We start from the raw sequence: 21,136 nt of genomic DNA, 5'->3' as shown, positions 1-21,136 counted from the left end.
CCACCCGCCCACCGAGAGTACGCAGTCGCGGATCAGCCGCAGTTGCCCCAACTGGATTGGCCGCCGCTCTGCCAACTGGTGCCGTACAGGACCTCGCCGCTGTACATCGCGCACCGGTCGCGGGCGGAGCGCTGAATGGCGGCGTAGTACTTGTAGCTCCCGGAGTCGTAGACCCAGGAACTGCCCTGCACCCGGAGTTCGGCGGAGACCCCGGTGTTCGAGCTGGCCCGGGCCGCAGGCATGATTCAGTCGGCGGTAGCCCGTCTCGAGGCCGGCGGCACCGTTCCGACCTTGACCGTCCTCGAACGGCTCGCTCGTGCACTTGACCGGAGGTTGGACGTGAGGTTCACCTTGAGGGCCGACGCCACCTGATCAGCCGACCCGCACCGTGGATCGCCGAGGCGTTAGCGGCGTGGGTCTGCCCGGATTCACATCGCCGCTGTGGTTGAGTGGCCCGGTACGTGACCTTTCGGTGCATGGGGATGCGATGGCCAACGCTGTTCGGGAGATCGAGGTCAAATACCGGGTGATCGAGCCGGCCGCGCTCGTCCGCGTGCTCAACGATCGCGGCTGCGTGTTCTCCGAGCCGATCCGGCAGGACGACCAGGCGTACGCGGTCAACGGTTGGAGCTACGGGCAGAGCAAGACCGGTGCCGTCTTTGCCCGGCTGCGCACCGAGAATGGCCGGCACAGGTTCTGCGTCAAGAAGCCACTCGACAACGAGCTTGCCTGCGCCGAGCACGAGACCGAGGTGCTCGCCCGGAAAGAGATGCACGAGGCGATCCTGGCCATGGGTTTCTACCCGACCATTCGGATCGTCAAGACCCGCCGGACCGCCCGCCTCGGACGGATGCTGCTCTGCCTCGACGAGGTCGATGGATTGGGCACTTTCTTCGAGATAGAGGCGATGGTGAGCGGCGACCGGCCGGCGGGCGAGGTGCAGCACGAGTTGGACGCCTTCGCGCGCTCCCTCGGCGTCGACCTGGTGCGCAGCACCGAAACCTACGACTCGCTGCTGCGGGCCGCATTGTCCGCCAACCGCTGACCGTTGGTGCTGCTCAGCATCACCCGGAGCCGGACGTGCAGCTCGTGCGTCACCCGTTCCGCTGTCCGCTCGGCAACCTCCTGGAGGTGCACCGGAAACCCCGCCGCTGCGAGCTCCACAGCCACCTGCTCGTAGCGCTCCCGCTCCTGTCGTCCGGCTTCGTGGCCGCCTCGGTGGAAGCGGCTGTGGATGCCGCGAGCCGCGGCTCTGGCACGCGAGCGGACCGGGTCACCGGTGAGAATGATCGTCAGATCAGGCTTGTCGACGTACCGATTCAGGGCCCAGATGAAGTCGACATCCACGCCGTCAATCTGTTGCAGCACCAGACTGGTGGGTAGATGGCGGTCACAGAGCACGACCTTGCCGTCGGCGAGCGCGGGCCGGACCTCGGTCTCCAGGTGGTGATAGCGGTCAGCGGTTACGAGACAGGCGAGGGTGAGACCGCGGTACTCGTCCGTGCCGTAGCGCGCCGCCTCGCCCAATCGGCTACGCGTGGGCTCCTTGGTTCGGTGCACGTCCCAGCCGTCGGCCCGCAGCAACTCCGCGAGCAGTTCGGTGACCGTCGTCTTGCCGACGCCGCTGGGCCCGTCGAGGACGACGAAGCGCCCGCTCACGGGCTGATCAACCGTTCGTGCTGAGCACGGGCCAACTCGATGAGCCGCCGACGTACGTGAGACAACTCGACCTCCCCGAACTGAAGATTCACCGAGAAGTTGAACTCGTCGCGGGCCCGCATGGCTTCGTCGAGTCCGTCATTGGTCAGGTCGACCGCCGTGTAGGCGAGGAGTTGGGCTGCCTCATACCGGCCGGTCGCTAGCAGCCGGTGCCACTCCGGCGTGCCCGGGTAGGGCCGGAACTCGAAGACACTCGCGCGGAAACCGCCAGCTTGGTTCTCGCTGATGTCCCACAGCTCATGTACGTGCCGAACCGTCATTTCCAGCTCGGCAGGTGTCTCGGTCGGCAGGCCGAGGATGAAGTATCCCTTGACGTTGATGCCGAGACGTGTGAGCCGTCGAACAACCTCCCTGGTGAGCTCCGGTCTGATGCGCTTGCCGATGTAACGCAGCACGCGTTCGCTGCCGGACTCGATACCGAGCGCCACCTCTCGGCAACCGTTAGCGGCGAGCGTCTCCAGCAGAACATCGTCGGCGCGGGCGAGGATATTGATGCGACCGGTGGCATCCCAGATGTACCGGCCGCCGACGTTCTCCTCGGCGAACGTCGCCATACAGCTGCGGATGAAACGCTCATAGCCCAGGAACAGATCATCGACGAACCGGAAGGCCGTCACGCCGTAGCGGCGGTGCAGGTCGTCCGTTTCGGCGACGATGTTGGAAGGTTCGCGGGTCCGGATCGTCACATCAGGGTTGGCGCTGACGGCCGCCCCGCAGAAGGTGCAGTCGTAGGGGCATCCCCGAGCGCCCACCATCGCTGCCTCCAACGGACCATGGTTCGGGCGGTACGGGTCTGCAGCGAAGAAACGGCGGTCGAGGAAGGGCAGGGCGTTGATGTCCGGTGCCAGGTGCCATGCCTTGCCCGGCATACCCCCGGTCACCGGCTTTCCGAGCACCGGATCCCGCCACAGCACCCCCGGCAGTTCGGCTCGCCGGCGGCGATCGTCGAGCAACTCCGCTACTCGGGTTTCGCCCTCGCCGACAACGAGCGCCTCCAGCCGCTGAAATCTCGGGTCCTCGATGACGGTTTCCGGCATGGCCTTGGCTTGGTGCCCACCGACCATGATGTGGATCGCTGGGTCGAGGCCGGCCGCGATGGTGGCGCTCAACTCGTAGGTGGGGGCGAGGAGGTTGAATCCCGCCCAGCGAGGTGCGGCCTCGTTGACGATCCTCTGGATGCGGTCGATTCCAAGGCCGAGCGCCTCACCGTCGAGGACTCCGACCGTGAATCCCTGGGAGGCGGCGTAGGTCGCGAGGTAACCCATCCCCAGCACCGGGAGGGTGAAGTCGTTGACGCGAGGCCGGAGCGAGTAGTCGCGAAGCGGTGCGTTGACCAGCAGGAGATCGATCGGTGCGTCCGGCCCGGCGCCGAGAATCGGCCAGTCAGACGGCAGCGGCGTGTCGAGTTCCGTGAGCGAGGGTGAGCAGTGTGTAGACGGCGAGGTGCTCACCAGTCACTCGCCGCCACTCGCGGACGAACGCCGACTCCTCGTTCGGCCATGGATGGTCCGGGCTTGCGTGACGCGCCCAGGTGCGTACGGCCAGGTCGCCATGCGGGTAGAGCGACCAGTCGTGACTCCAATCAGCGACTGCGGCGCCCGCGCTCCATGGGCCGATCCCGGGTACAGCCTGGAGTTCCTTGACCAGGACGGACGGTGCGAGTTCCGACCAGGACGACTGCTGAGCGAGGAAGGCAGCAGCGGTGTGGCGGAGGGCACGACGCTTGAACGCCATGCCACTCTCCGTAAAGCCGTCATCACTAATGGCTAGCACGCGCTCCGGAGACGGAAAAGCGAAGAGCTCGATCTCTTCGGATAGTGCGATCCGATCGCCGAAGCGGCGGCAGAACTCCCGGTACAACTTCCGTGCCTGAGCCGCCCTGATCACCTGGCGGATGATCGCCGTGGCGAGTGCCTCCCACAGGGTGGGTGTGCGCATTCGGGCCACCGCTCCACCGGGCAGCAGCGACCCGTGAAGCGCCCCGGCTGGGCGAGGCGGATCCGACGGTAGCGCGAAGACATCGACCGAGTGCGCAGCGGCGACCTCGCAACCCCGAACCTCGATCAACCCTACGTCCCCGAGTCGAGCAGCGCGGCACGGAGGCAATGCGAGCCGTTCGTGTGCCAGGCCGGGTGATCTGTCATGAGGAAGTCGAAATTCACGGCGTCGCCCCTGCCGTTGGTCGGTCCGCAGGTCCGCGATTCTGTCACCGCAAGTCATGACTCGCTGCCCCGCCGCGCCGTGCTGGTGGATCAGGCGGCGATGGCGCGGGCGGCGGCGTACATGTCGGCGGGCAGTGGGTGGTGCAGCCGCCAGATGATCCGCATCGGCCGGTCGCCGCTGTGCTCCTGGTAGGTCATCGGGCCGGCGTACAGGTAGGCTGGCGCGCCCAGGTCACGGTCCGGAATCCTCGTCTCCCGGACGAAGAGATGCACCGTCGAGCCTTGCTTCTCATGGTTGATGTAGCGCTGCCCGGTCGGCGACGCCGACGAGGTGGTGCTCTGCGACTCCCACTGGAACAGCGTGTCGGTGATGGCCCGGTCGGCGTACATCGTGGTGGGGGAGTAGTGCTGCTCGGACTTGACCAGGGTGACGAAGAAGATGTCAGCCTGAGCGTCCGGCAGCCACTTCACCCCTTCCCGCAGCGACCCGGGGTTCGGCATGCCGAAGGCGGCGCACGCCTCATTGCGGCTGTACCGGGCGTGCACGTTGAGCGGCAACCCCTCGGCCGGCACCGTGACCCGGTGGATGCGGTCGCGCAACACCTCGGCGACCTGCCGCAGCTCCGCGCAACGCGCCGACTCGGCGAGCAGCCGCGCCAGCCGGGCCTCGCGCTCGGTGAGCGGCGCGTTCGGCCCCCACAGGTCGAAGTGCAGCATGTCCCACAGCCGCCCGGCCGCCGGCCGCTCGCCGGCTGCCACCCGGGCCAGCAGGTCGAGCCGGTCCGGGTCGTCCAGGTGCAGCATCCGCCCGATGGCCCGCCCCAACTCGCGGTCGTCGCGCCCGCCCGGCGAGGTTTCCAGCCCGGCGAGCCGCCGCAACCCGGTCCACCCGCCGACGCTCGCCGACCGGTAGACGTCCTCGATCTCCACGCCGGCCTCGTGCAGGAAATCGGCCAGGCTGACGTCCCCGAGCAGCCGCAACTCCTTCGTCAGGCCTGTCTTCGAGGTCGGCACCGCCGAGCGCAGGTTGGCCAGCACGATCTCCTTGGCCACCCGGTCGAGCTGAATGTGGCAGCCGCTCGGCAGGGACGGGAAGTCGTCGCGTACCGCATCGGTTATCGCGCGGCGGCTGACCCCGGTCAAAGCGCGCCAGCGGAGGTCGAAGCGGAAGTTGGCATGCTGCCCGCCGATGAAGTCGAGCACGGTCAGGCAGGGCTTGTCGTCGTCCAGGCGCAGCCCACGGCCAAGCTGCTGGAGGAAAATGGTGGCGCTCTCGGTGGGCCGCAGCATCAGGATCGTGTCGACCATCGGCAGGTCGACGCCCTCGTTGAACAGGTCAACGGTGAACAGCACCCGGAGCGTGCCGTCCTTGAACTGCTTGAGCAGGGCCTGCCGATCTGTGGTCCGCGACGTCACCGCCGCCGACGGCACGCCGTGCCGGCTGAACCAGTCCGCCATGAACTCGGCGTGCCCGATGCTCACGCAGAACCCGAGCGCCCGCATCCGGTCGACATCGACGGTGTCACGTACCGCCCGCAGCACCATCCGTGCCCGCGCGTCGTTGCCGGTGTAGACGCCGTCCAGCTCCGTCGGGTCGTACCCCTGCCCGCGCTTCCAGCGCAACTGCGACAGGTCCACGTCGTCGTGCAGCCCGAAATACTGGAACGGCGCCAGCAACTGTCGTTCGAGGGCCTCCCACAGGTGCAGCTCAACGGCGGCGCGGCCATCGAACCACCGCCGCACGTCGCCGCCGTCGCTGCGGTCGGGGGTCGCGGTCAATCCCAGGAGTACGCGCGGCTTCAGCCGGTTCAGCAGTCGGGCGTACGTCGGCGCTTCCGCATGATGGAACTCGTCGACGATCACCATGTCGTACGCCTCGGGGTCGATCTCCCGCCGGTGCAGCGACTGGATGGAGGCGAAGACGTGCCGCCAGCGCTGCGGCGCCCGGCCCCCGACGAGCGTCTCGCCGAAGCTGCCGTCCCCCATGACCTGCCGGAACGTCGCCAAACTCTGCCGCAGGATCTGCTCCTGATGGGCGACGAAGAGCAGCGAGTCGACGGCCTTCTCCCGGTGCAGCCTCCGGTAGTCGAGCGCCGCCACGATCGTCTTGCCCGTGCCGGTCGCCATGACCACAAGGTTGCGCCAGCGGCCGTGGACCTTACGCTCGGCGTCGAGGTCAGCCAGAATCTCGGCCTGGTACGGGTACGGCCGCACATCCAGGTTGGCGATCTCGGTCGGTGCCTCGTCGCGCCGCTCCCCGCGCAGCGCTATGCGGAGCCGGTCGGCGTCCCTGCCGGGGTGGTAATCCTCGAACGCCGGATCGTGCCAGTAATCCTCGAACGTCGCGGTGAACGTGTCGATGACGTACGGCTGCTCGACGTTGGAGATCCGGACGTTCCACTCCACGCCGTCGACCAGCGCGGCCTTCGACAGGTTCGACGAACCGACGTACGCGGTGGTCATGCCGTTGTTGCGGCGGAACAGCCACGCTTTGGCGTGCAGGCGGGTGGTCCGGGTCTCGTAGGAAACCTTGATCTCGGCACCCAACTCGGCGAGCCGGTCCAGGGCACGCTGGTCGGTGGCACCGAGGTAGGTGGTGGTGATGACCCGGAGGCGACCCCCTCGCTCGATCAGGTCGCGGATGGCGGGTTCGATGAGACGCAGGCCGTGCCACTTGATGAACGCGCAGAGCAGGTCGACCTGGTCGGCCGAGGCCATCTCGTGGGTGACCTCGTGACCGATGCGTGGCTGGTGCCGGCCGTTGACCAGTAGCGCGCCGCTGGAGAGCGGGGTGGTGGGGCGTGCCGGAAAGGTGGGCTGTGCGGGCGGGATCGGTGGGGCGGCGATGGCGTGCAGAAGGCGCTTCGCGTCGGTGACCTGGTCCTGGACGGCGGCGGCCTGCGGGCTGAGGGCGGCGATCGCCTCGGCGATGTGATTGGCCAACTCGACTTGGCGGTGGAGCTTGTCGTCGCCGCCAGCGACCGCGTGCAGGGCGCGGTGGGCCAGAGCAGCGATGTGCCGGGCGAGAGCGTCCGGGGCGTCAGCCGGGTCGAGCTTCGCGTGCTGGATCAGCGCAGGGTCGATGTGCTGAAGCCGGTCGGCCAGGTCGCGCGTGACGACGTGCTCGTAGATGCCCCGCTCAAGATCCGTCACTCGGGAACCTCCCATTCCTGCTGGTCTTCACCGTCTGGCTAGCGAGTAGCTTGACTCCGCAGACGATCAGGCAGGATTCAGCACGGGTAGGAGGCCGGCTGACTGGAGCCGGTCATAGGCCAGCTTGATGTGCGGACGTGTGAAAAGGCGTGCCTTGCGGCCACTCCAACTGCGAACTCTTTCGGTCAACTCGGCGAGGTCGCTGGTTGGCGGAGTCAGCGTAGCCGCGTAGTGCACGGTGGCCAGCAGCTCAAGGCTGTAGGGCGCTTCGAAGCCGTCGACCAGCCGGGAAAGCTGCTCCAGGGCGTCGGGCGGTGCCGAGCACTGGGCTGTCCACCAGCTTGCGACAGCTTCGGTGGCGTCGGCGGTGAGCCGGATCGGCTGGAGCTCCTCGACCCGTGCCGACCGGTCGCCGAAGCCGGTGAGGTAATGCCCTTCCAGCCGGTCGAGGACGTGGTTGAGGTTCTCGGCGTACGGGCCGTACCGGCCGCGAGTGAACTTCAGACGTAGCGGCTGTCCCAGGACCTGGAGGAAGTAGGCGATCTTCTGGATTTCCAGGAGGGTGACGCCGTCGCGTGGTTCGAGGGCCCGTGCTCGTTGCAGGTAGTCGTCGATGGCCCGCAGCAGGGTGGCTCGCCCGGGGGTCAGCGAGGGCTTCTCGGTGGCCACCGGCATGTCGGCCGGATCCGGTGCTCCCTCCGGCGGGAAGAGCAGCACCCGCACGTCAGGAAGCTCGGCGAACGCCTGCTCGATAACTGGCCGAACCTCGTCCCAGTCCAGCCCGCCGTTACCGCAGCCCAGGGCGGGCACCGCTATCGACATTATCTGCCGTTCGCGTACGACGCGGACGAGATCAGTGAGGCCGGCTTGGATGTCGGATAGCTTGGAGTTGGCCCGCCAGTGGCCCTTGGTGGGGAAGTTGATTACGTATCTGCGGGGGCCGAGGCGGGTCGAGTCGAACACGAACATCCGGCCCAGCCGGACCTCGTTCTTCGCGCAGGCCGCGCGGTAGGCCGCGTAGTTGGCCGGGTAGGCGCGCTTGAACTGGAGAGCGATGCCCTTGCCCATCACTCCGACCGTGTTGACGGTGTTGACTAACGCGTCGGCATCGGCGGTCAGCAGGTTTCCATGACTCACGGTGATCATCAGCGCACCTCCCTCCGCGTGTATCCGTAGTACCAGTTCGGTCTGACATCAACGTACGGCTCGATCATGCCAGCGTCACGGAGGACCTGCCTCACCTGTTCCCGCCGTTGCGCTGTCCGTACGGCGTAACCGACGAGTAGGTGGATAGGGAACTCACGGTGCACGAGGAACTCGGCCGCTCGTCGGCGCATCCGGTCCATGTCTTCAGGGATGTTCCGCCAGACTTCCGCCCGTAGCAGGGGCCAGTCGACGAGCGTGGTCAGCTCATCGAGATTGGTCGAAAAGGTGGTGAGCCCGACGGCACAGTTGCCGTCGCTCGCCACCCAGCTGAGGCCGGCAGCATGAACCCGCTCCACCGTGCTTACCAGGTAGACGAGCGGGTCATCCCCTCCCGGGTAACAGCCCAGCTTGCCATCTCGGTGGTCGCGCGCGATCCGGTACATCATCGGGGAGCGTGGGGCGAGGTAAAACGGGACATAGTCGGCGACGAAGCCGCCCGGTGGGCAGGGGACGGGCCGACGCCGCCGAAGAGCCTTGATTTCTACGGCGCCGACATTGATCGCCAACTGCGGACCCACGCTGCTGTCCGAGAAGAGCCGGCCAGCCTTCAGGATGCGCGGCAGGTTGTCGACGTGCGTGAAATGCATGATCAGGGTTGGCTTCGGTCGGCCGACGTCGCTCGCCATCGATCAGTCCAGCTCACTTGGGTCGATGCGGGCCTTCACCTCCGCGTGCTCGGCGAGCAGAAAAAGCAGGTTGGAGCCGTCGATCAGCTCCAGCGGCTTGCCCGAGGCGAACTCATACGAGGCGGGACCGTACCCGCTGGTGGTCACCAGGATGCCCTTGGAAGCACCCTCGTTCTGCACCGTGCCGAAGAGGTCTCGTACGGACGAGACGTCGACGGTATTGCGGTAGCGCTTGGCCTGGATGACGACCTTGCCACCGAAGATGGGACGAGGGTCGAAGGCCACACAATCCACTCCACCATCCCGCGAGGGCCGGGTCTGCTTGGTGTCCAGCCCCATCTTGGCGAACAGATTCTGGATAAGGCTCTCGAACTCGGTGGGGCTCAACTTGAGCAGGTTCGGCCGCTGGTCGAGGTCAGCCAGCACGTCGACATGGTCGACAAAGCGCTTGTCGACCATGTCGAACTCCAGCACCGGGCGAACCGGCGCGAGCTCGGCCGGACGCTTCGACACCGAGGCGTTGAGATGCTGCAGGCATGCACTGGGATCGACCATGTTGAGGTTCAGTCCGACAAAAACCTCGCGGGTGGTCCGTAGCGTCACCAGACAGGGTTGTACGGAAGCTCCGGTGCGCGGATCTGTGGTGTCGACAATGCCGTTGAAGACGATCGTGTCCACGAGTCCTGAACGATCGGCTTCGAACAGCTCGTGCACGGTACGCAGCGTTGCTTGAGCGACGAGGTTCGCGTAGCGCTCCTTGATCTCCTTCGCGGGCCGGTAACCACCGCTCCATCAAAGCGGGGGGAACTCACCGAACAAGGGCGGCGGCCTTCTGATACGCCGCCAGGATTGGGCCCGTGAGCTCGGGTGTGACGGCGAGAGTCATGGTGGATGTGATGTCGTGCCGAGCACCGTTGCCGTCGGTGACGACGGCTCCCGCCTCCCGCGCGATGATCACCCCGGCGGCCATGTCCCACGGGTGGTTGGACAGGGTCAGGGCGGCGTCTAGCCGCCCCTCGGCGAGCCATGCCAGATCGAGCGCTGCGCTGCCGGTCATCCGTATCCGCTGAACCTCGGCTGCCAGTTGGCTGGTCAGGGCGAACCGCAGGCGGTTCCGCGTCTCCGCCCCAGGACCCACCGCATAATCGCCGATGGCCACGAGTGCCTGACTCATGCAGGTGGTTCCACTGATCGTGATCGGTTCCCCGTTGACGTGTGCACCCCCGCCACTCGCAGCGGTGTAGGTCGCTGAGAGGAATGGCAGTTGGATGACACCGGCTACCGCTTCGTTGCCATCCACGAGCGCGAGCGATACCGCGCACAGCGGCAGACCCCGCACGTAGTTCGACGTGCCGTCGATCGGGTCGAGAACCCATCGCCTGCTTGACGATCCGCTCGGTCCTTCCTCTTCGCCGAGGAAGCCGATGTCGGGAGTCTCGGCGTGCAGGAAGGTTCGTAGGTCTCGTTCGATCGCATAGTCCAGCTCGGAGACGACGTCCCGGTCGCCCTTTGCGGAGAGCGTGCCGGGTGATTGCCGCCGTATCGCGTCCCCCGCTCGCCGGGTAGCCTCCACCGCGATCGGCAGGTATGCCTGGTAGTCGTTCACAGTGCCCGCCGACCCTGCCACTGCGATTCGAAGACCTGTTCGAACACGGGGTACAGCCCTGCCCCTGGCTGTCCCCGGCGCATTACGAAGGCAGGAGAGTCGACGCCGCGGTTGTCTCCCAGATAGGGCTGGGCCACGCACAGGTCATCCACCAGGATGATGTTGAAGCGGAGTGTCTCGTCGTACGTCGCCAGTTCCAGCCTCTCCCGCAGTGCGACGGGAAGGCGGTCGCGGACCCGGAGCATGGTCTCGATATTCAGCTTGGTCAACGCCGAGAGTTGGCCGATCGGGAAGCCTTCCTCCCGCTCCCGCGACTGGATCGACGTGCCGTGCGGGTCGAGGAACAGGCAGCGGACTCGGGCCTCCCGCTCCAGAAGTTCCTGCCAACGTCGGTCGGCGTAGTCCTGACAGAGCAGGTTGAGTGACAGGCCGGCGGCCCGCACGACTCGTGCGCCATCGAACAGTTGGTCTGCCGGCATGGCCGCAGTGAGGTCACATCGACTCTGGTAGACCGCAGTCAGGCCCCCCAACGGGTCGGCAGCGGAAGGTACTGCCGGACTTTGGCCTCGGGTGAGGGCGATAGCAGCGTCGAAACGGTCACGTACATCCTCGGCGGACTTGTCGAGCACAGTGTCGAGCGCGGCTTGTATCTCTGGCCGTGGATGGACTGCCTCCTGGCCGGCTTCCCACTTGGACACAGTCCGCTCAGCCACCCCAAGATGAGCTGAGAAGTCGCGGATGCTCATTCGCAGCGCTTGACGTAGCGCTCTTGTCTCCAGGCCGGTCCACCGGTGCACCGTGGTCATCGTGCCGCTTTCCGTCGCGTCGGCATCGGTTGAAGTGCAGCCTATCGCCAGAGGGTGCAGTGCGGTTACCGGCAAGGTGCAGTGCGTAGTCATGTTGGCGGCGCAGTCTTCAGATCAGGGTGGATTTCGAGGCCCGGGGCGGGTGCTGGGCTCCGGCGGTGCCGCGTCCCCCGTTGTGGCTGCGCCGTCCCCGCCCGTCCCGGTGCCGTAACCACAGCCAGGGAGGGACATGGATTCGATAGACCTGGTGCTCGGCGAGCTGCCGATGCCGCCGTACGTGACCGCCGAGGACGTGGGTTTCGCCGTGAAGGCGGTGACCGTACACGCGGCGGAGCAGTGGCCGGACGGACCACGCTGCCGCAACGATCGCGCGCCGCATCCGTGCCGGTTGCATCGCTGGGGACGGCGGGTGTTGGACCGGCGTGGCCTCAGCGAGCGGCAGGTGCGGGCGTTGATCGCGGAGCAGGAGGCACCCCGGCGATGATCTACCTGTCCGGGGAGCGTCTGCACCCACATCACGTGCGCGCCGTCGAGTTCGAGCGGCGCTGGCGGGGTCTGGACCCGGTTCAGGTGTACGCCTACCTGGACCGAGCCGCCGACGAGATCGACAGACTGCACCGCGAGTTGACGACCGCGAACACCGAGGCGGAGCGGATCCGGCAGGCGTTGCGGCAGTGGCAGTCCCGGCACGCCGACCGCCGGCAGGCCGCACCCCGGCAGGCCGACTGCCGGCCGGCAACCCATCACCGCCCAAGTGGGGAGCGGCGGTGAGTCGCGAGGCGGTGGCCCGGTGGTTGCGGCTGCTGGAGGCGGACGCGGAGCTGTCCGCGTACCTCATCGGGGTTGATCGGGATCGGCTCACCGCGCACCTGACCCGGCAGCTCGCCGCCGGTGGACCGGTGCTGGACGGTTGGCCGGGGCTGCCGGAGGCGCAGCGACGGCGGGCCGCGGACTACCTGGCCGGAGTCCTCGCCACGGACCGCCAGGGGGTGATCGACGGGGCCGTCGCCGAGTTCCGGGCGGGCTTGGCGGGCCGCTGGCCGCTGCCGGCACCGGTGGCGGCGCTGGTCGTGGCCGCGCTGGCCCGGCTGGTCGCCGGTGGTGGTGACCGGGCCGGGCGGTTGGCGCTGCTGACGGTGCTCGGCCGGGTGTATCGCCGGTACCGGCTGCGCCCCGAGCATGGTCTGCTGATCGGCGCCGCGCTGGCAGCTGTCGCGCCGCGACTGTGCCCGCCACAGGTCGACTGGGAGCGACGGTGGCGACGGGCCTGGGCGCTGATCGAGCGGGCCGCCGGGCTCGTCGGCGACGGGCCGGCGTTCTGGCCGGCCGAGGTGGTCGGCCGCGACCTGGCCGCCGAGGGCATCGTCATCCTGACGGTACGCCCCTGGCAGCGGCTGCCGTTCCGTCCCGGCCAGGCGGTGCCGCTCTGCCTGCTGCAGCATCCCGGCCGGTGGCGCTGGTACTGCCCGGCCAACGCCCCACGCCCCGACGGCACCGTCGAGCTGCATGTCCGCGCGGTGGCCGCCGGCACCGTCTCCCACACCCTCGTCCACGAGGTACGCCCCAACGATCTGCTCCATCTCGGCCCACCCGTCGACATCGGCCTCAACCTGCCGACCGGTTCCGAGGCGGCCGGTGACCCGCCGCCCGACTCCGCCGTACCCGTCGGGGACCTGCTGCTGGTCGCCGGAGGGACGGGGCTGGCCCCACTACGCGCCCTGGTCGAGCAGGTCGCCGCCGCGCCGGACGGTCGCAGGGTCACCCTGATCGTCGGCGTACGCACCGTGGACGACCTCTACGACGCGATCACCCTGGACAAACTCGACCAGGCCCACCCCTGGCTGACCGTGATCCCGGCCTTCTCCCACGACCCCTGCGCGGCCCCCGCCGAACAGGGCAACGCACTGACCCTCGCCCTCTACCAGTTTCGCCCCAGTCGGCACCTCTACGTCTGCGGCCCACCCGCCATGCTCGACACCGCCCGACACCGACTCCCCGCCGCCGGGATACCCACCAATCAGATCCACCTGCCCAAGATCATCTAGTCCGGGAGTGACGCCGCACCATTCCCGCGATCAGGCAGTTGTGCTGCCGTGATGTGTCCCTTTCGACTGGTGGCACTCCTCGAAGATCGACGAGCCCGGCTTGGCGGTGACTCGGCTGGTGGTCGCGTAGTTTGAGGGGTATGGGATTGACGGGTGACTACGAGCCGAGCGCGTTGGAGTGGGTCCGCGAGCAGGTCGAGCAGATCGTGCGTACCGGAACGACCGAGGGCGTCACGATCGCCGGTCGGCCGATCGTGCTGATGACCTACCGGGGTGCCAAGACCGGCAAGCTCCGCAAGACCCCGGTGATGCGCGTCGAGCATGAGGGCCGTTACGCCGCTGTCGCGTCGATGGGAGGCGCGCCCAAGAACCCACAGTGGTACGCCGCGCTGGTCGCCGACCCGATCATCGAGCTTCAGGACGGCAAGGTGACCGCGCAGTACCGGGCCCGTGAGGTGTTCGGTGACGAGAAGGCACTCTGGTGGGGCCGGGCGGTCGAGGCGTTCCCGGACTATGCCGACTATCAGCGCAAGACCGACCGCCAGATCCCGGTCTTCGTCCTCGAACCCGTTCCGGAGTCGTCGGCCGGGACCAACTGACTCGCCGAGAGGTGAACGGAGCCGAAAGGCCGGCTGCTCGATCAACACCCCGGTGGAGCTTGAGGCCGGTTACGCGTCCGTGTCGCCGTACTCGCGGATGCCGTCGACGTCCAGGGTGATCCGGCTGTTGTCGGCCCAGCCGCCGGTGGCCTGCTGCCAACTGCGGTCGTCGCGCTCGTCGAGCGTCGACCAGTCCGGGCGATGGTGGCGGAGGTAGATGGGCCCGGTCGACTGGCCCGGGGCCAGTTCCCTGCTCGCGAAGGTCAGCTCGATCCAGCCGGGGACCGGCGTGCCGGGTGGCGGGAAGACCGTGGGCGTAGGTGTCGGCGGCGCGAGCGTCGGGGTCGACGTGCTCGGTGACGGCGAGACCTGCGGAGCGGGTGGGCCGGGCGGTAGGGGCGGCGGGAAGAACTGGAGGTGGCGTTGCACGTTGGCGCAGCCGATCGCGGCCCAGTCGCAGTTGGTGACCAGTGAGGTGTTCCCACCCTCGAAGGTCAGGTGGTAGCGGACCCGCACGTCGGCCAGGTCCAGCGGCGTGGTGCCGGTGTTGACGATGTCGAGTGCGTGGTGGATCTGGTTGTCGGTCGGTGACCAGTTCAGGTTGAGGTAGCTCACCCTCGCCTTTCCGTACGCGGTGCGCACCGGCGTGACGGGCGAGTCGAGAGAGTACCCACGATCGGCGTACGCCCAGACGGTGAGTCGGTATTCGGTGCCCGGCGCGAGGTTGGTGAGCGTCAGGTCGGCGTCGGTGGTGGTGCCGAGGATCCGGTAGACGTTGGGGCCGACCCAGGCCCGCACCTCGTGCCGGATCGGCGTCTGGCCCGGCTCGCCGATCCAGTCCGACGGTGCCCAGGTCAGGGTGAGCTGGTGTGGCTCGTTCGTCACCACCACAGGCGCGCCCGGGGTGGTCAGGACCGGATCGTCGGCCGCGTGGGCGACAGCGGTGCCGGCGAGCCCGAGCATGGCGGCGAGGGCCACGACGAGCGTGACGCGACGAGCACTCATGGTCGCATGCTAGAGGGCGGATGCATCGACATCAATGACTGCGCTGTCGCGTACGCCCTTCGGCGGTTTTCGTCATCGCTCGGTCGCGACTTCCCGCCGCCGGGATGTCCGCCGACCAAGTCTGTTCGCCCGCACCGTCGGAGAAGGTCAAGGGATTTGCATCTGGCAATTGCCGTCGCGCTGGTAATTGGGGCAATTCGAGAATGGTGAGGAGCTGTTCTTGGGGCCACTCCTGGTGATCTGAGCTGGGCGTTTTCTACCCTGGGTTGGGGCGGCTGGCACCGTCGATAGGCGAGGGTCGGCGCGATTGTTCGGGCTGCTGTCCGGCATACACGGCTGTGCTGCGGGGGTTTCAGATGACGATCACCTTTCCTTTCCGTACATTGACATCGTCGATTGTGGCCCTGTTCCTCCTCGGGGTGATGCTGCCCGCGCCAGCCCTGGCCGGGCCACCGACGAGCCTGAAGGTGCGGCAGTATCTCGCCGCCCACCCGGGCGGCACGGTGCTCAACCACAACGAGATCAGTTACCAGGGTGGCGAAGTGGTCGTCACCCTCGACGCCCCGGTCGGCACCTACGGCATGGCCGACTGCCCCTCGGGCTGGTTCTGCTTCTACGAGTGGCCGAACTACGGCTATCCGCGCGGCAAGCTCTCCTCCTGCGGCTGGCAGAACCTCTCCACCTGGAGTTGGCAGTTCCGGGTCGAGTCGGCGCACTACAACCTCGGCAGCGGTCATGTCGGCTTCTACTACCACGACCAGGAGCTGTTCCGGGTCAATCCGAGCAAGCGGGTGCTCGCTGACGCCGGCCAGTGGCGCAACTGGGCCAATCGCGTCTACCGGTCCTGTCCCTGACGGCACCTATCCGCAGGGCGTGTCCATCGTGTCCGTCCGCGTGGTGCGGATCAGATGGTGCTGACTGAGCAGCAGGTCGCCCTGCGTGAGGTCGTGCCTGAGTAGGCGGCCGTTGCTGTCGAACAACAGCGTGTCCCGCCGACCATCCTGGTCCTCCGCCTGGAAGGCCACCCCGGGCTCGCCCTCGTCGTCCGGGTAGCTGCCGGCGAACTCGATCCCCGACATCGTGGAGAGTTCCTCCAACAACACGGCACGCTGCGCGGGGGCGAGTGGGTGGTGTAGGAGGATCCGGGCGACCAGTTGCAGCATGCCGCTGGTGTTCCGCAGTTCGGGTGGCAGTTTGCCCCAGGTCCGCCACAGTTGGACCCGCAGTGCCTCCGGGTCTTTCTTCGGGACCGGGTCGACCTCGGTCATCTCTCCGGCGGTGAACGTTGTCGTGCGGGCACGTCTCGACCCGGTGGGGCCGAACTCGATCGCCACCTTCTTGCCGCCCTGCTCCGCCGTGAACCACAGCTCGTACCGGTGGTGGCTGGGCGTCGACCGGCCTTCGCCATGCTCCCAGGACCGCACCTCGTAGCGGGTGCACGCGTACTTGCCCACCGGTGTCTCCTCGACCAGGTCGGCGACGTACTCGGCGAACTCGCCCAGATCGTCGGGCAGGGTCGGGCCGCGATCGTCGCTGCGTCCGGGGGCCGACGGGACGTTTCGGGTGGGGATCGCGGTGATGGTCCGGGTCGGAGCCGCGAGGTGATCCTCGCGTCGCTCGGGTGGCGCGAAGTGGTACACACTCCCGGCCAATCCCACCCCGGCCAGGGTGGCCATCACGGTGCGTAGGCGGACCGACGGCAGGCGCAGCCGGTTCCGGCGTGCCCGGCCCAGGTTTGCCGAGTCGTCGTGCGGTGGCTTGCGGCGATGGGCTGCCCGGCCGCGCTGCTCCGCCCGGTCGGCGACCGGAGCCCCGTTGGCGGGCCAGCGGGCGGGCACGTCACCCCGGCCCGCGAACGCGGCGTCATGGGGGCGGGCCACCGGGTCACTGGCTGCCCCGAGGGGGACATCCCGCAGGTGACGGAGTGACCAGTGGGTCAACCACCGCTGGTCGAGCCGGGTGCCCGGACCGTTGGTGTGCCGCTGACCGGTCGAGGGCACGGCGGGCACGGTCAGCGGTGGTAGCGGAGCCAGCTTCACCGTGTCGCCCGCCCATGACAGCGGTGATCGCGGAGCCGGCACCGTTGTCGCGCTCGTCGGCGTCGGCAACGGCTCGGGGGCCAGCGTCGTCGGGTCCGCCCGGATCAGTTTCAGGTACGCCGCCAACGCCTTCGTCGCCAACCGTAGACACCAGCGGTGTCCGGCCTCGCCGATGTCGTCGAAGGTGAGGTGGACCAGTGCCTGGGCGACAATTGTGAGGCACCACTGCTGGTGCCACTCCGGCCCGTAGTTGGCCCGTCGGGCGTGGCGCGACCCGGTTCCGTACACCTTTTCAATGAGTGTCGCGAGACCGGGCAGCAGCCGGCTCGACGGCGAGCTGTCCGGATCGATGAGGAAGTGGCTGATGGCGTCGGCCTGGTCGCGGGGGAGCACCTCGGCCGGGGCCGGGCCGCAAGGGCGCGGTGCGACCGTCCCGAGCAGCGTGCTCAGCAGCGCGAAGACCAGGTCCCGGGTGAGCGGACCGTCGGGCCGGTAGCCGCCGAGGTCGACCAGCAGGAAGGCGCCGTATCGGGGTTCACCCCGCTCGTACGGGATGAGGACGTTGCCGCCGTTGAGGTCGCCGTGGGTGTGACCGACGAGGCAGTCCATGGTGCGCCGGGCCAGCGGCGAGTTGGTGCGGGTGAGGAGGGCGAGGGGGTTCGGTGCGCCGTCGAGGTCCAGCACCGTACCGGCGTTGTCGATGACGCCGAGTCGGGCGGCGGCGGCCAGCACCGAGCGCGCGGAGGCCAGCTGCGCGACCTCCTGCCGGACGAACTCGCCGACTGTGGTCTCGCGGGTCGGCAGGCGGACGCCGTGTCGACCGGTGTCGGGCGCGTTCCAGTCGTTGACGAGCGCGTCGACGATCTGTGGGAGGGCGTCCTGTCGTTCGTCGTCGTTCAACGCCGCCAGGCTCACGACCGCGTCACCGCCGTTGGCGACCTGTTGGATCAGCAGCCGGCGGCGGCTGTCCACCCGGTACCAGTCGAGCTGCTCGACGATGTGCCGTTCGGCGAAACCGGAGCGGGAACGTTGGGCCCGGTCATGTCCGGCGATGAGGTCGTCGGCGGACTCCGCCGAGACCACCTTGACGATGTACTTCTGCTTGGTCGACCCCGCGCCCTCGCGCCAGATGACTGACACGCAGTAGAGCCGGGCGTCTGTCTTGTGTGGATCGGGGGTGAACTCCGGCACGATCTGGACGTCGGTCGCACCGGCCCACTCGCGTACGGCCGAGAGGACGACGGTGTCCGGTGCCGGGTGCCCATTGGCGACTCTGTAGCCCATGTCCTTCGTTGGACCTTCCAAGGGTGCAAGCGGACGGGGCGACTCGCAGGTTGCCCGTCCGGAGAGGCGGCACACGTGCCTGTGCGCCGGCTCAATCTAACTGACTGTTGGGGCAATCAGTGAGTCTTTCCCATGTCGGTAAAAGGGCTACCAAAAGGTAACTAAGCGCCAACTCCACCTCGTGATCGCGACAGGACCGAGGGTGATAATCGGTGATCTTGATTTAGAATCGGCTTATCGGACCCGGGAGGCCGTCGTGACCGACCCCGCCAAGTCCCTGCTCAGCCGACAGACCGAGCCCGAGATGATGGCCCTGCTGCGGGCCATGTCCGTCTGCCACTCGCGGGCGCAACGACTCGACAACCTGCGGATGGTCCTGTCCATCCTGCTCGGCGTGGCGGGCGCGGTGGTAGCCCTCACCGGCGTGTCGTCCACGATGGTCACCGCGATCGGGGCGCTCTGGGCGCTGGCCAACGCGATGGGGCTCGGCACCTGGTCGCGCGGCCAACTCGGTCGCGGCGCGGTACTTCAGGAGATGTTCGACGTCCGACTCTTCGGCCTGCCGTGGAACGCCGTGGTCGCCGGCGGAGAGGTGGGTGCGGCCGAGGTAAGTCGCCTGGAGCGGCTCTATCGGGGCGACGAGAGGTACCTGCGCGACTACTACGAGGTGCCACCCCTGCCCACCCCGTACGACGTGCTCGCCTGCCAGCAGCAGAATCTCGGTTGGGGAGCCCGGGTACGCCGCCGCTACGCCCATGTCGTGCTCGGCGGCACGGCGGCGTGGGGCCTGCTCGGTGTGGTGTTCGGTGTGATCACCGAGCTGACCGTCTCGCAGTTGCTGCTCCAGTGGTACGTCCCGTCGCTCGGCGCGCTGCTGCTCGGCTTGGAGATCTACCGCAGCCAGCGGGACGTGGCGGCCGAGCGGGAGCGCGCCCTGGCCTTGATGCAGGAGCGGATCGCCGCCGCAGTCGGGCAGCGCGGGGTCGACGTCTCGGCTGATCTGCTCGCCCTGGCCCGACAGGTCCAGGATCTGATCCTCCGTAGTCGGCAACGGCAGTCCCGCGTACCCGACTGGTTCTTCCGACGCTTCCATGCGGCGGACCGGCACGACTTCCAGGTCGCCATGGCCGCCCTGACCCGCGTTCTTCAGGACGCCCGGCGGGTGGCCCCGCTCCCAGCCAGGGATTACTGAGCTGACCGTCCGACCGATTCGGGCGATGGTCGGCCTTCTCGGCGGGACTCGACGCGCCCCAGTGGGCCCGGATCCACCTGTGACCAGGTCGGGTCGCCCGGGTTGAACACGCTGCGCAGGTACGCCGTGGTGGCGCGCTGGATCAGGGCGACGCGCTCCGGGCTCTCGTCGGTGGTCTCGGTGACGCCGTAGCCGGGGATGCCGCCCAGCGAGTGTTCGCCGCCGAACACGGTGAGCAGGCTCTTCGGCCCGGGGCTCAGGAAGTACGGGTCGGTGAACCAGTCCGGCCCCCGTACCGACAGTGGTGAGGTGTCCTGGTCACCGGCGACGACCAGGGCGGGGGTGGTCATCTCCGTGAAGCTCGGGCTCATGAACGGGAAGTGCTCGGCGGCGAACGGGGTCAGGTCGGTGCCGCCGGTGCCGGTGGTGGCGAGCAGGACGCCCGCGGTGACCCTGGGGTCGGACAGATCCTCGCCCGGGGAGCCGTCGGAGTCGAGCACCCGGGCGCCGAGCAGCAGGCTCGCCGTCTGGCCGCCCCACGAATGGCCGGCTGCCGCGATCCTGTGGTGATCGATCCGCCCGGCGAGTCCGGGGACGGCTGCCGCGATCATCTCCATCGAGTCGAGGACCTGCGTCAGGTCGGCGGCCCGGATGCGCCAAATCTCGGGGTGGCGCGGGTCGTCCGGCCCGACGGCCAGGGTCCGAGAGTCGAGGTGGGTGGGCTGGAACACCGCGAAGCCGTGTGCTGCCCAGTGCTCGACCAGTGGCGCGTACATGTCCATGTTGCCGCCGAAGCCGTGCGCGAAGACGATGACCGGCAGTCCGGTCCCGTGGACCGGGGCGGTGACCCGCACCTGGAGGTCGGTGCCCCGGGTCGGCGCGGGCAGCACCACCGGTCGTACCGACACGATCGGGCTGGGGTGGCGTTCTGCGATGCTCATTACTGTTGCTCCTCGAGACGGGGAGAGGGACGATCGAAGCGGAACCGGGTTCCGTTTAAACGATACGGAACCTGGTTCCGTTTAGCAGTGATTGTGACGGAGGCCATACGACCGTGCCGGCCCGCGACACCGACCCACCGGCTCCCCGGAAGCGAGCCGATGCCGAGCGCAACAAGCAAGCCCTGCTTGAGGCCGCCGCCGCGGCCTTCGTCGACTTCGGTGTCGATGCCCCGGTCCGTGACATCGCCGTCCGGGCCGGCGTCGGCGTGGGGACGATCTATCGCCACTTCCCCAGCCGGGCCGACCTGATCGTGGCGGTGTACCGGCACCAGGTGCAGGCATGCGCTCAGGCCGCACCGGCGCTGCTGGCGAGCAGCCCGAGCCCGCACCACGCGCTCACCACGTGGATCGACCTGTTCGTCGACTTCCTGATCACCAAGCACGGCCTGGCCGAGGCGATGCACTCCGACGCCGCCGCCTTCGAGCCGCTGCACGCCTACTTCCTCGACCACCTGCTCCCGGCGGTCACGCTGCTGCTGGACGCCGCCGTCGACGCCGGACAGATCAACCCGATCGACCCGTTGAACCTGTTGCAGGGGGTCGGCAACCTCTGCATCGGCGCCTCGGCCGACTCCCGCTACAACCCCCGTCACCTCGCCGCCGTCCTGGTCAGGGGCCTGCGCGCGATACCCGACTGACCGCCGCCCTGACGGGAGTCCCCTGTGGGCGAACCCCGAGGCGACCCTCGGGTGA

22 protein-coding genes are annotated in these 21,136 nt (G+C 68.2%); 9 read left to right on the top strand and 13 right to left on the bottom strand.

The window, feature by feature from the left end; translation table 11 throughout:
• Nucleotides 1-32: 32 nt before the first annotated feature.
• Nucleotides 33-242: a hypothetical protein gene (locus FF096_RS03790; protein ID WP_196222472.1), complete on the bottom strand. Its 210-nt coding sequence runs from the start codon at nt 240-242 to the stop codon at nt 33-35.
• On the opposite strand from FF096_RS03790, the gene FF096_RS03785 reads away from it, so the two are divergent.
• Both FF096_RS03785 and FF096_RS03780 read left to right on the top strand, forming a co-directional pair.
• Complete coding sequence (locus FF096_RS03785; RefSeq protein ID WP_155215309.1) at nt 241-372, top strand: helix-turn-helix transcriptional regulator; 132 nt, start codon at nt 241-243, stop codon at nt 370-372. The genes FF096_RS03790 and FF096_RS03785 overlap by 2 nt on opposite strands.
• 115 nt (nt 373-487) lie before the next feature.
• Nucleotides 488-1,045 (top strand): class IV adenylate cyclase, encoded by a 558-nt coding sequence (locus tag FF096_RS03780; RefSeq protein WP_155215308.1) that lies wholly within the window; start codon nt 488-490, stop codon nt 1,043-1,045.
• On the opposite strand, the gene tmk is transcribed toward FF096_RS03780, so the two are convergent.
• The 9 genes from tmk to FF096_RS03735 form a co-directional block, all read right to left on the bottom strand.
• The gene (tmk, locus tag FF096_RS03775) at nt 1,003-1,659 is read right to left on the bottom strand and encodes a dTMP kinase (protein WP_309222618.1); all 657 of its coding nucleotides are present in this window, start codon (nt 1,657-1,659) and stop codon (nt 1,003-1,005) included. The genes FF096_RS03780 and tmk overlap by 43 nt on opposite strands.
• Nucleotides 1,656-3,170 (bottom strand): B12-binding domain-containing radical SAM protein, encoded by a 1,515-nt coding sequence (locus tag FF096_RS03770; RefSeq protein ID WP_309222617.1) that lies wholly within the window; start codon nt 3,168-3,170, stop codon nt 1,656-1,658. The genes tmk and FF096_RS03770 overlap by 4 nt, the downstream gene beginning before the upstream one ends.
• The gene (locus FF096_RS03765) at nt 3,103-3,657 is read right to left on the bottom strand and encodes a hypothetical protein (RefSeq protein WP_155215019.1); all 555 of its coding nucleotides are present in this window, start codon (nt 3,655-3,657) and stop codon (nt 3,103-3,105) included. The genes FF096_RS03770 and FF096_RS03765 overlap by 68 nt, the downstream gene beginning before the upstream one ends.
• A gap of 314 nt (nt 3,658-3,971) precedes the next feature.
• Nucleotides 3,972-7,049, bottom strand: a complete 3,078-nt coding sequence (locus FF096_RS03760) for a DEAD/DEAH box helicase (RefSeq protein ID WP_155215018.1) — start codon at nt 7,047-7,049, stop codon at nt 3,972-3,974.
• A gap of 51 nt (nt 7,050-7,100) precedes the next feature.
• Nucleotides 7,101-8,180: a macro domain-containing protein gene (locus FF096_RS03755; RefSeq protein WP_155215016.1), complete on the bottom strand. Its 1,080-nt coding sequence runs from the start codon at nt 8,178-8,180 to the stop codon at nt 7,101-7,103.
• Nucleotides 8,180-8,866 (bottom strand): DUF4433 domain-containing protein, encoded by a 687-nt coding sequence (locus tag FF096_RS03750; protein ID WP_155215015.1) that lies wholly within the window; start codon nt 8,864-8,866, stop codon nt 8,180-8,182. Before FF096_RS03750 ends, FF096_RS03755 begins: the two co-directional genes overlap by 1 nt.
• Nucleotides 8,867-8,869: 3 nt before the next feature.
• Nucleotides 8,870-9,580: a restriction endonuclease gene (locus tag FF096_RS03745; protein WP_309222615.1), complete on the bottom strand. Its 711-nt coding sequence runs from the start codon at nt 9,578-9,580 to the stop codon at nt 8,870-8,872.
• Nucleotides 9,581-9,674: 94 nt separating this feature from the next.
• Nucleotides 9,675-10,472 (bottom strand): inositol monophosphatase family protein, encoded by a 798-nt coding sequence (locus FF096_RS03740; protein WP_309222614.1) that lies wholly within the window; start codon nt 10,470-10,472, stop codon nt 9,675-9,677.
• Nucleotides 10,469-11,278 (bottom strand): DUF5919 domain-containing protein, encoded by an 810-nt coding sequence (locus FF096_RS03735; RefSeq protein WP_196222443.1) that lies wholly within the window; start codon nt 11,276-11,278, stop codon nt 10,469-10,471. Before FF096_RS03735 ends, FF096_RS03740 begins: the two co-directional genes overlap by 4 nt.
• Before the next feature lie 229 nt (nt 11,279-11,507).
• Between FF096_RS03735 and FF096_RS03730 the strand changes: the two genes are divergently transcribed.
• From FF096_RS03730 to FF096_RS03715, 4 genes are all read left to right on the top strand, one after another.
• On the top strand, nt 11,508-11,762 hold the full coding sequence (locus tag FF096_RS03730; protein ID WP_155215012.1) for a hypothetical protein: 255 nt from the start codon (nt 11,508-11,510) through the stop codon (nt 11,760-11,762).
• Nucleotides 11,759-12,049, top strand: a complete 291-nt coding sequence (locus FF096_RS03725) for a DivIVA domain-containing protein (protein WP_155215011.1) — start codon at nt 11,759-11,761, stop codon at nt 12,047-12,049. The genes FF096_RS03730 and FF096_RS03725 overlap by 4 nt, the downstream gene beginning before the upstream one ends.
• The gene (locus FF096_RS03720; protein ID WP_309222613.1) at nt 12,046-13,323 is read left to right on the top strand and encodes an FAD-binding oxidoreductase; all 1,278 of its coding nucleotides are present in this window, start codon (nt 12,046-12,048) and stop codon (nt 13,321-13,323) included. The genes FF096_RS03725 and FF096_RS03720 overlap by 4 nt, the downstream gene beginning before the upstream one ends.
• A gap of 140 nt (nt 13,324-13,463) precedes the next feature.
• On the top strand, nt 13,464-13,922 hold the full coding sequence (locus FF096_RS03715; protein WP_155215010.1) for a nitroreductase family deazaflavin-dependent oxidoreductase: 459 nt from the start codon (nt 13,464-13,466) through the stop codon (nt 13,920-13,922).
• Nucleotides 13,923-13,991: 69 nt separating this feature from the next.
• Here the strand turns inward: FF096_RS03715 and FF096_RS03710 are convergent, their stop codons facing one another.
• Entirely contained in the window at nt 13,992-14,927 is a 936-nt protein-coding gene (locus tag FF096_RS03710; RefSeq protein WP_155215009.1) for a cellulose binding domain-containing protein, read from the bottom strand.
• 398 nt (nt 14,928-15,325) lie between these two features.
• Here FF096_RS03710 and FF096_RS03705 point away from each other — a divergent pair, with 398 nt between their 5' ends.
• Nucleotides 15,326-15,781 carry a peptidase inhibitor family I36 protein gene (locus FF096_RS03705; protein ID WP_155215008.1) on the top strand — a complete coding sequence of 152 codons (456 nt, stop codon included), beginning with the start codon at nt 15,326-15,328 and terminating at the stop codon, nt 15,779-15,781.
• 6 nt (nt 15,782-15,787) lie between these two features.
• Here FF096_RS03705 and FF096_RS03700 read toward each other — a convergent pair whose 3' ends face one another.
• Nucleotides 15,788-18,250 (bottom strand): hypothetical protein, encoded by a 2,463-nt coding sequence (locus tag FF096_RS03700; protein ID WP_155215007.1) that lies wholly within the window; start codon nt 18,248-18,250, stop codon nt 15,788-15,790.
• Between the two features lie 256 nt (nt 18,251-18,506).
• Here FF096_RS03700 and FF096_RS03695 point away from each other — a divergent pair, with 256 nt between their 5' ends.
• Entirely contained in the window at nt 18,507-19,442 is a 936-nt protein-coding gene (locus FF096_RS03695; protein ID WP_155215004.1) for an S-4TM family putative pore-forming effector, read from the top strand.
• On the opposite strand, the gene FF096_RS03690 is transcribed toward FF096_RS03695, so the two are convergent.
• Nucleotides 19,436-20,383, bottom strand: a complete 948-nt coding sequence (locus FF096_RS03690) for an alpha/beta fold hydrolase (protein WP_155215002.1) — start codon at nt 20,381-20,383, stop codon at nt 19,436-19,438. The genes FF096_RS03695 and FF096_RS03690 overlap by 7 nt on opposite strands.
• Nucleotides 20,384-20,496: 113 nt before the next feature.
• Between FF096_RS03690 and FF096_RS03685 the strand changes: the two genes are divergently transcribed.
• Complete coding sequence (locus FF096_RS03685) at nt 20,497-21,081, top strand: TetR/AcrR family transcriptional regulator (RefSeq protein ID WP_309222612.1); 585 nt, start codon at nt 20,497-20,499, stop codon at nt 21,079-21,081.
• The last annotated feature ends 55 nt before the right edge of the window (nt 21,082-21,136 follow it).

Source organism: Micromonospora sp. CP22, assembly GCF_009712475.1.
GTDB lineage: Bacteria > Actinomycetota > Actinomycetes > Mycobacteriales > Micromonosporaceae > Micromonospora.
Note: the sequence above shows the minus strand (reverse complement) of the source record. Positions and strands in the feature narration are given on the sequence as shown.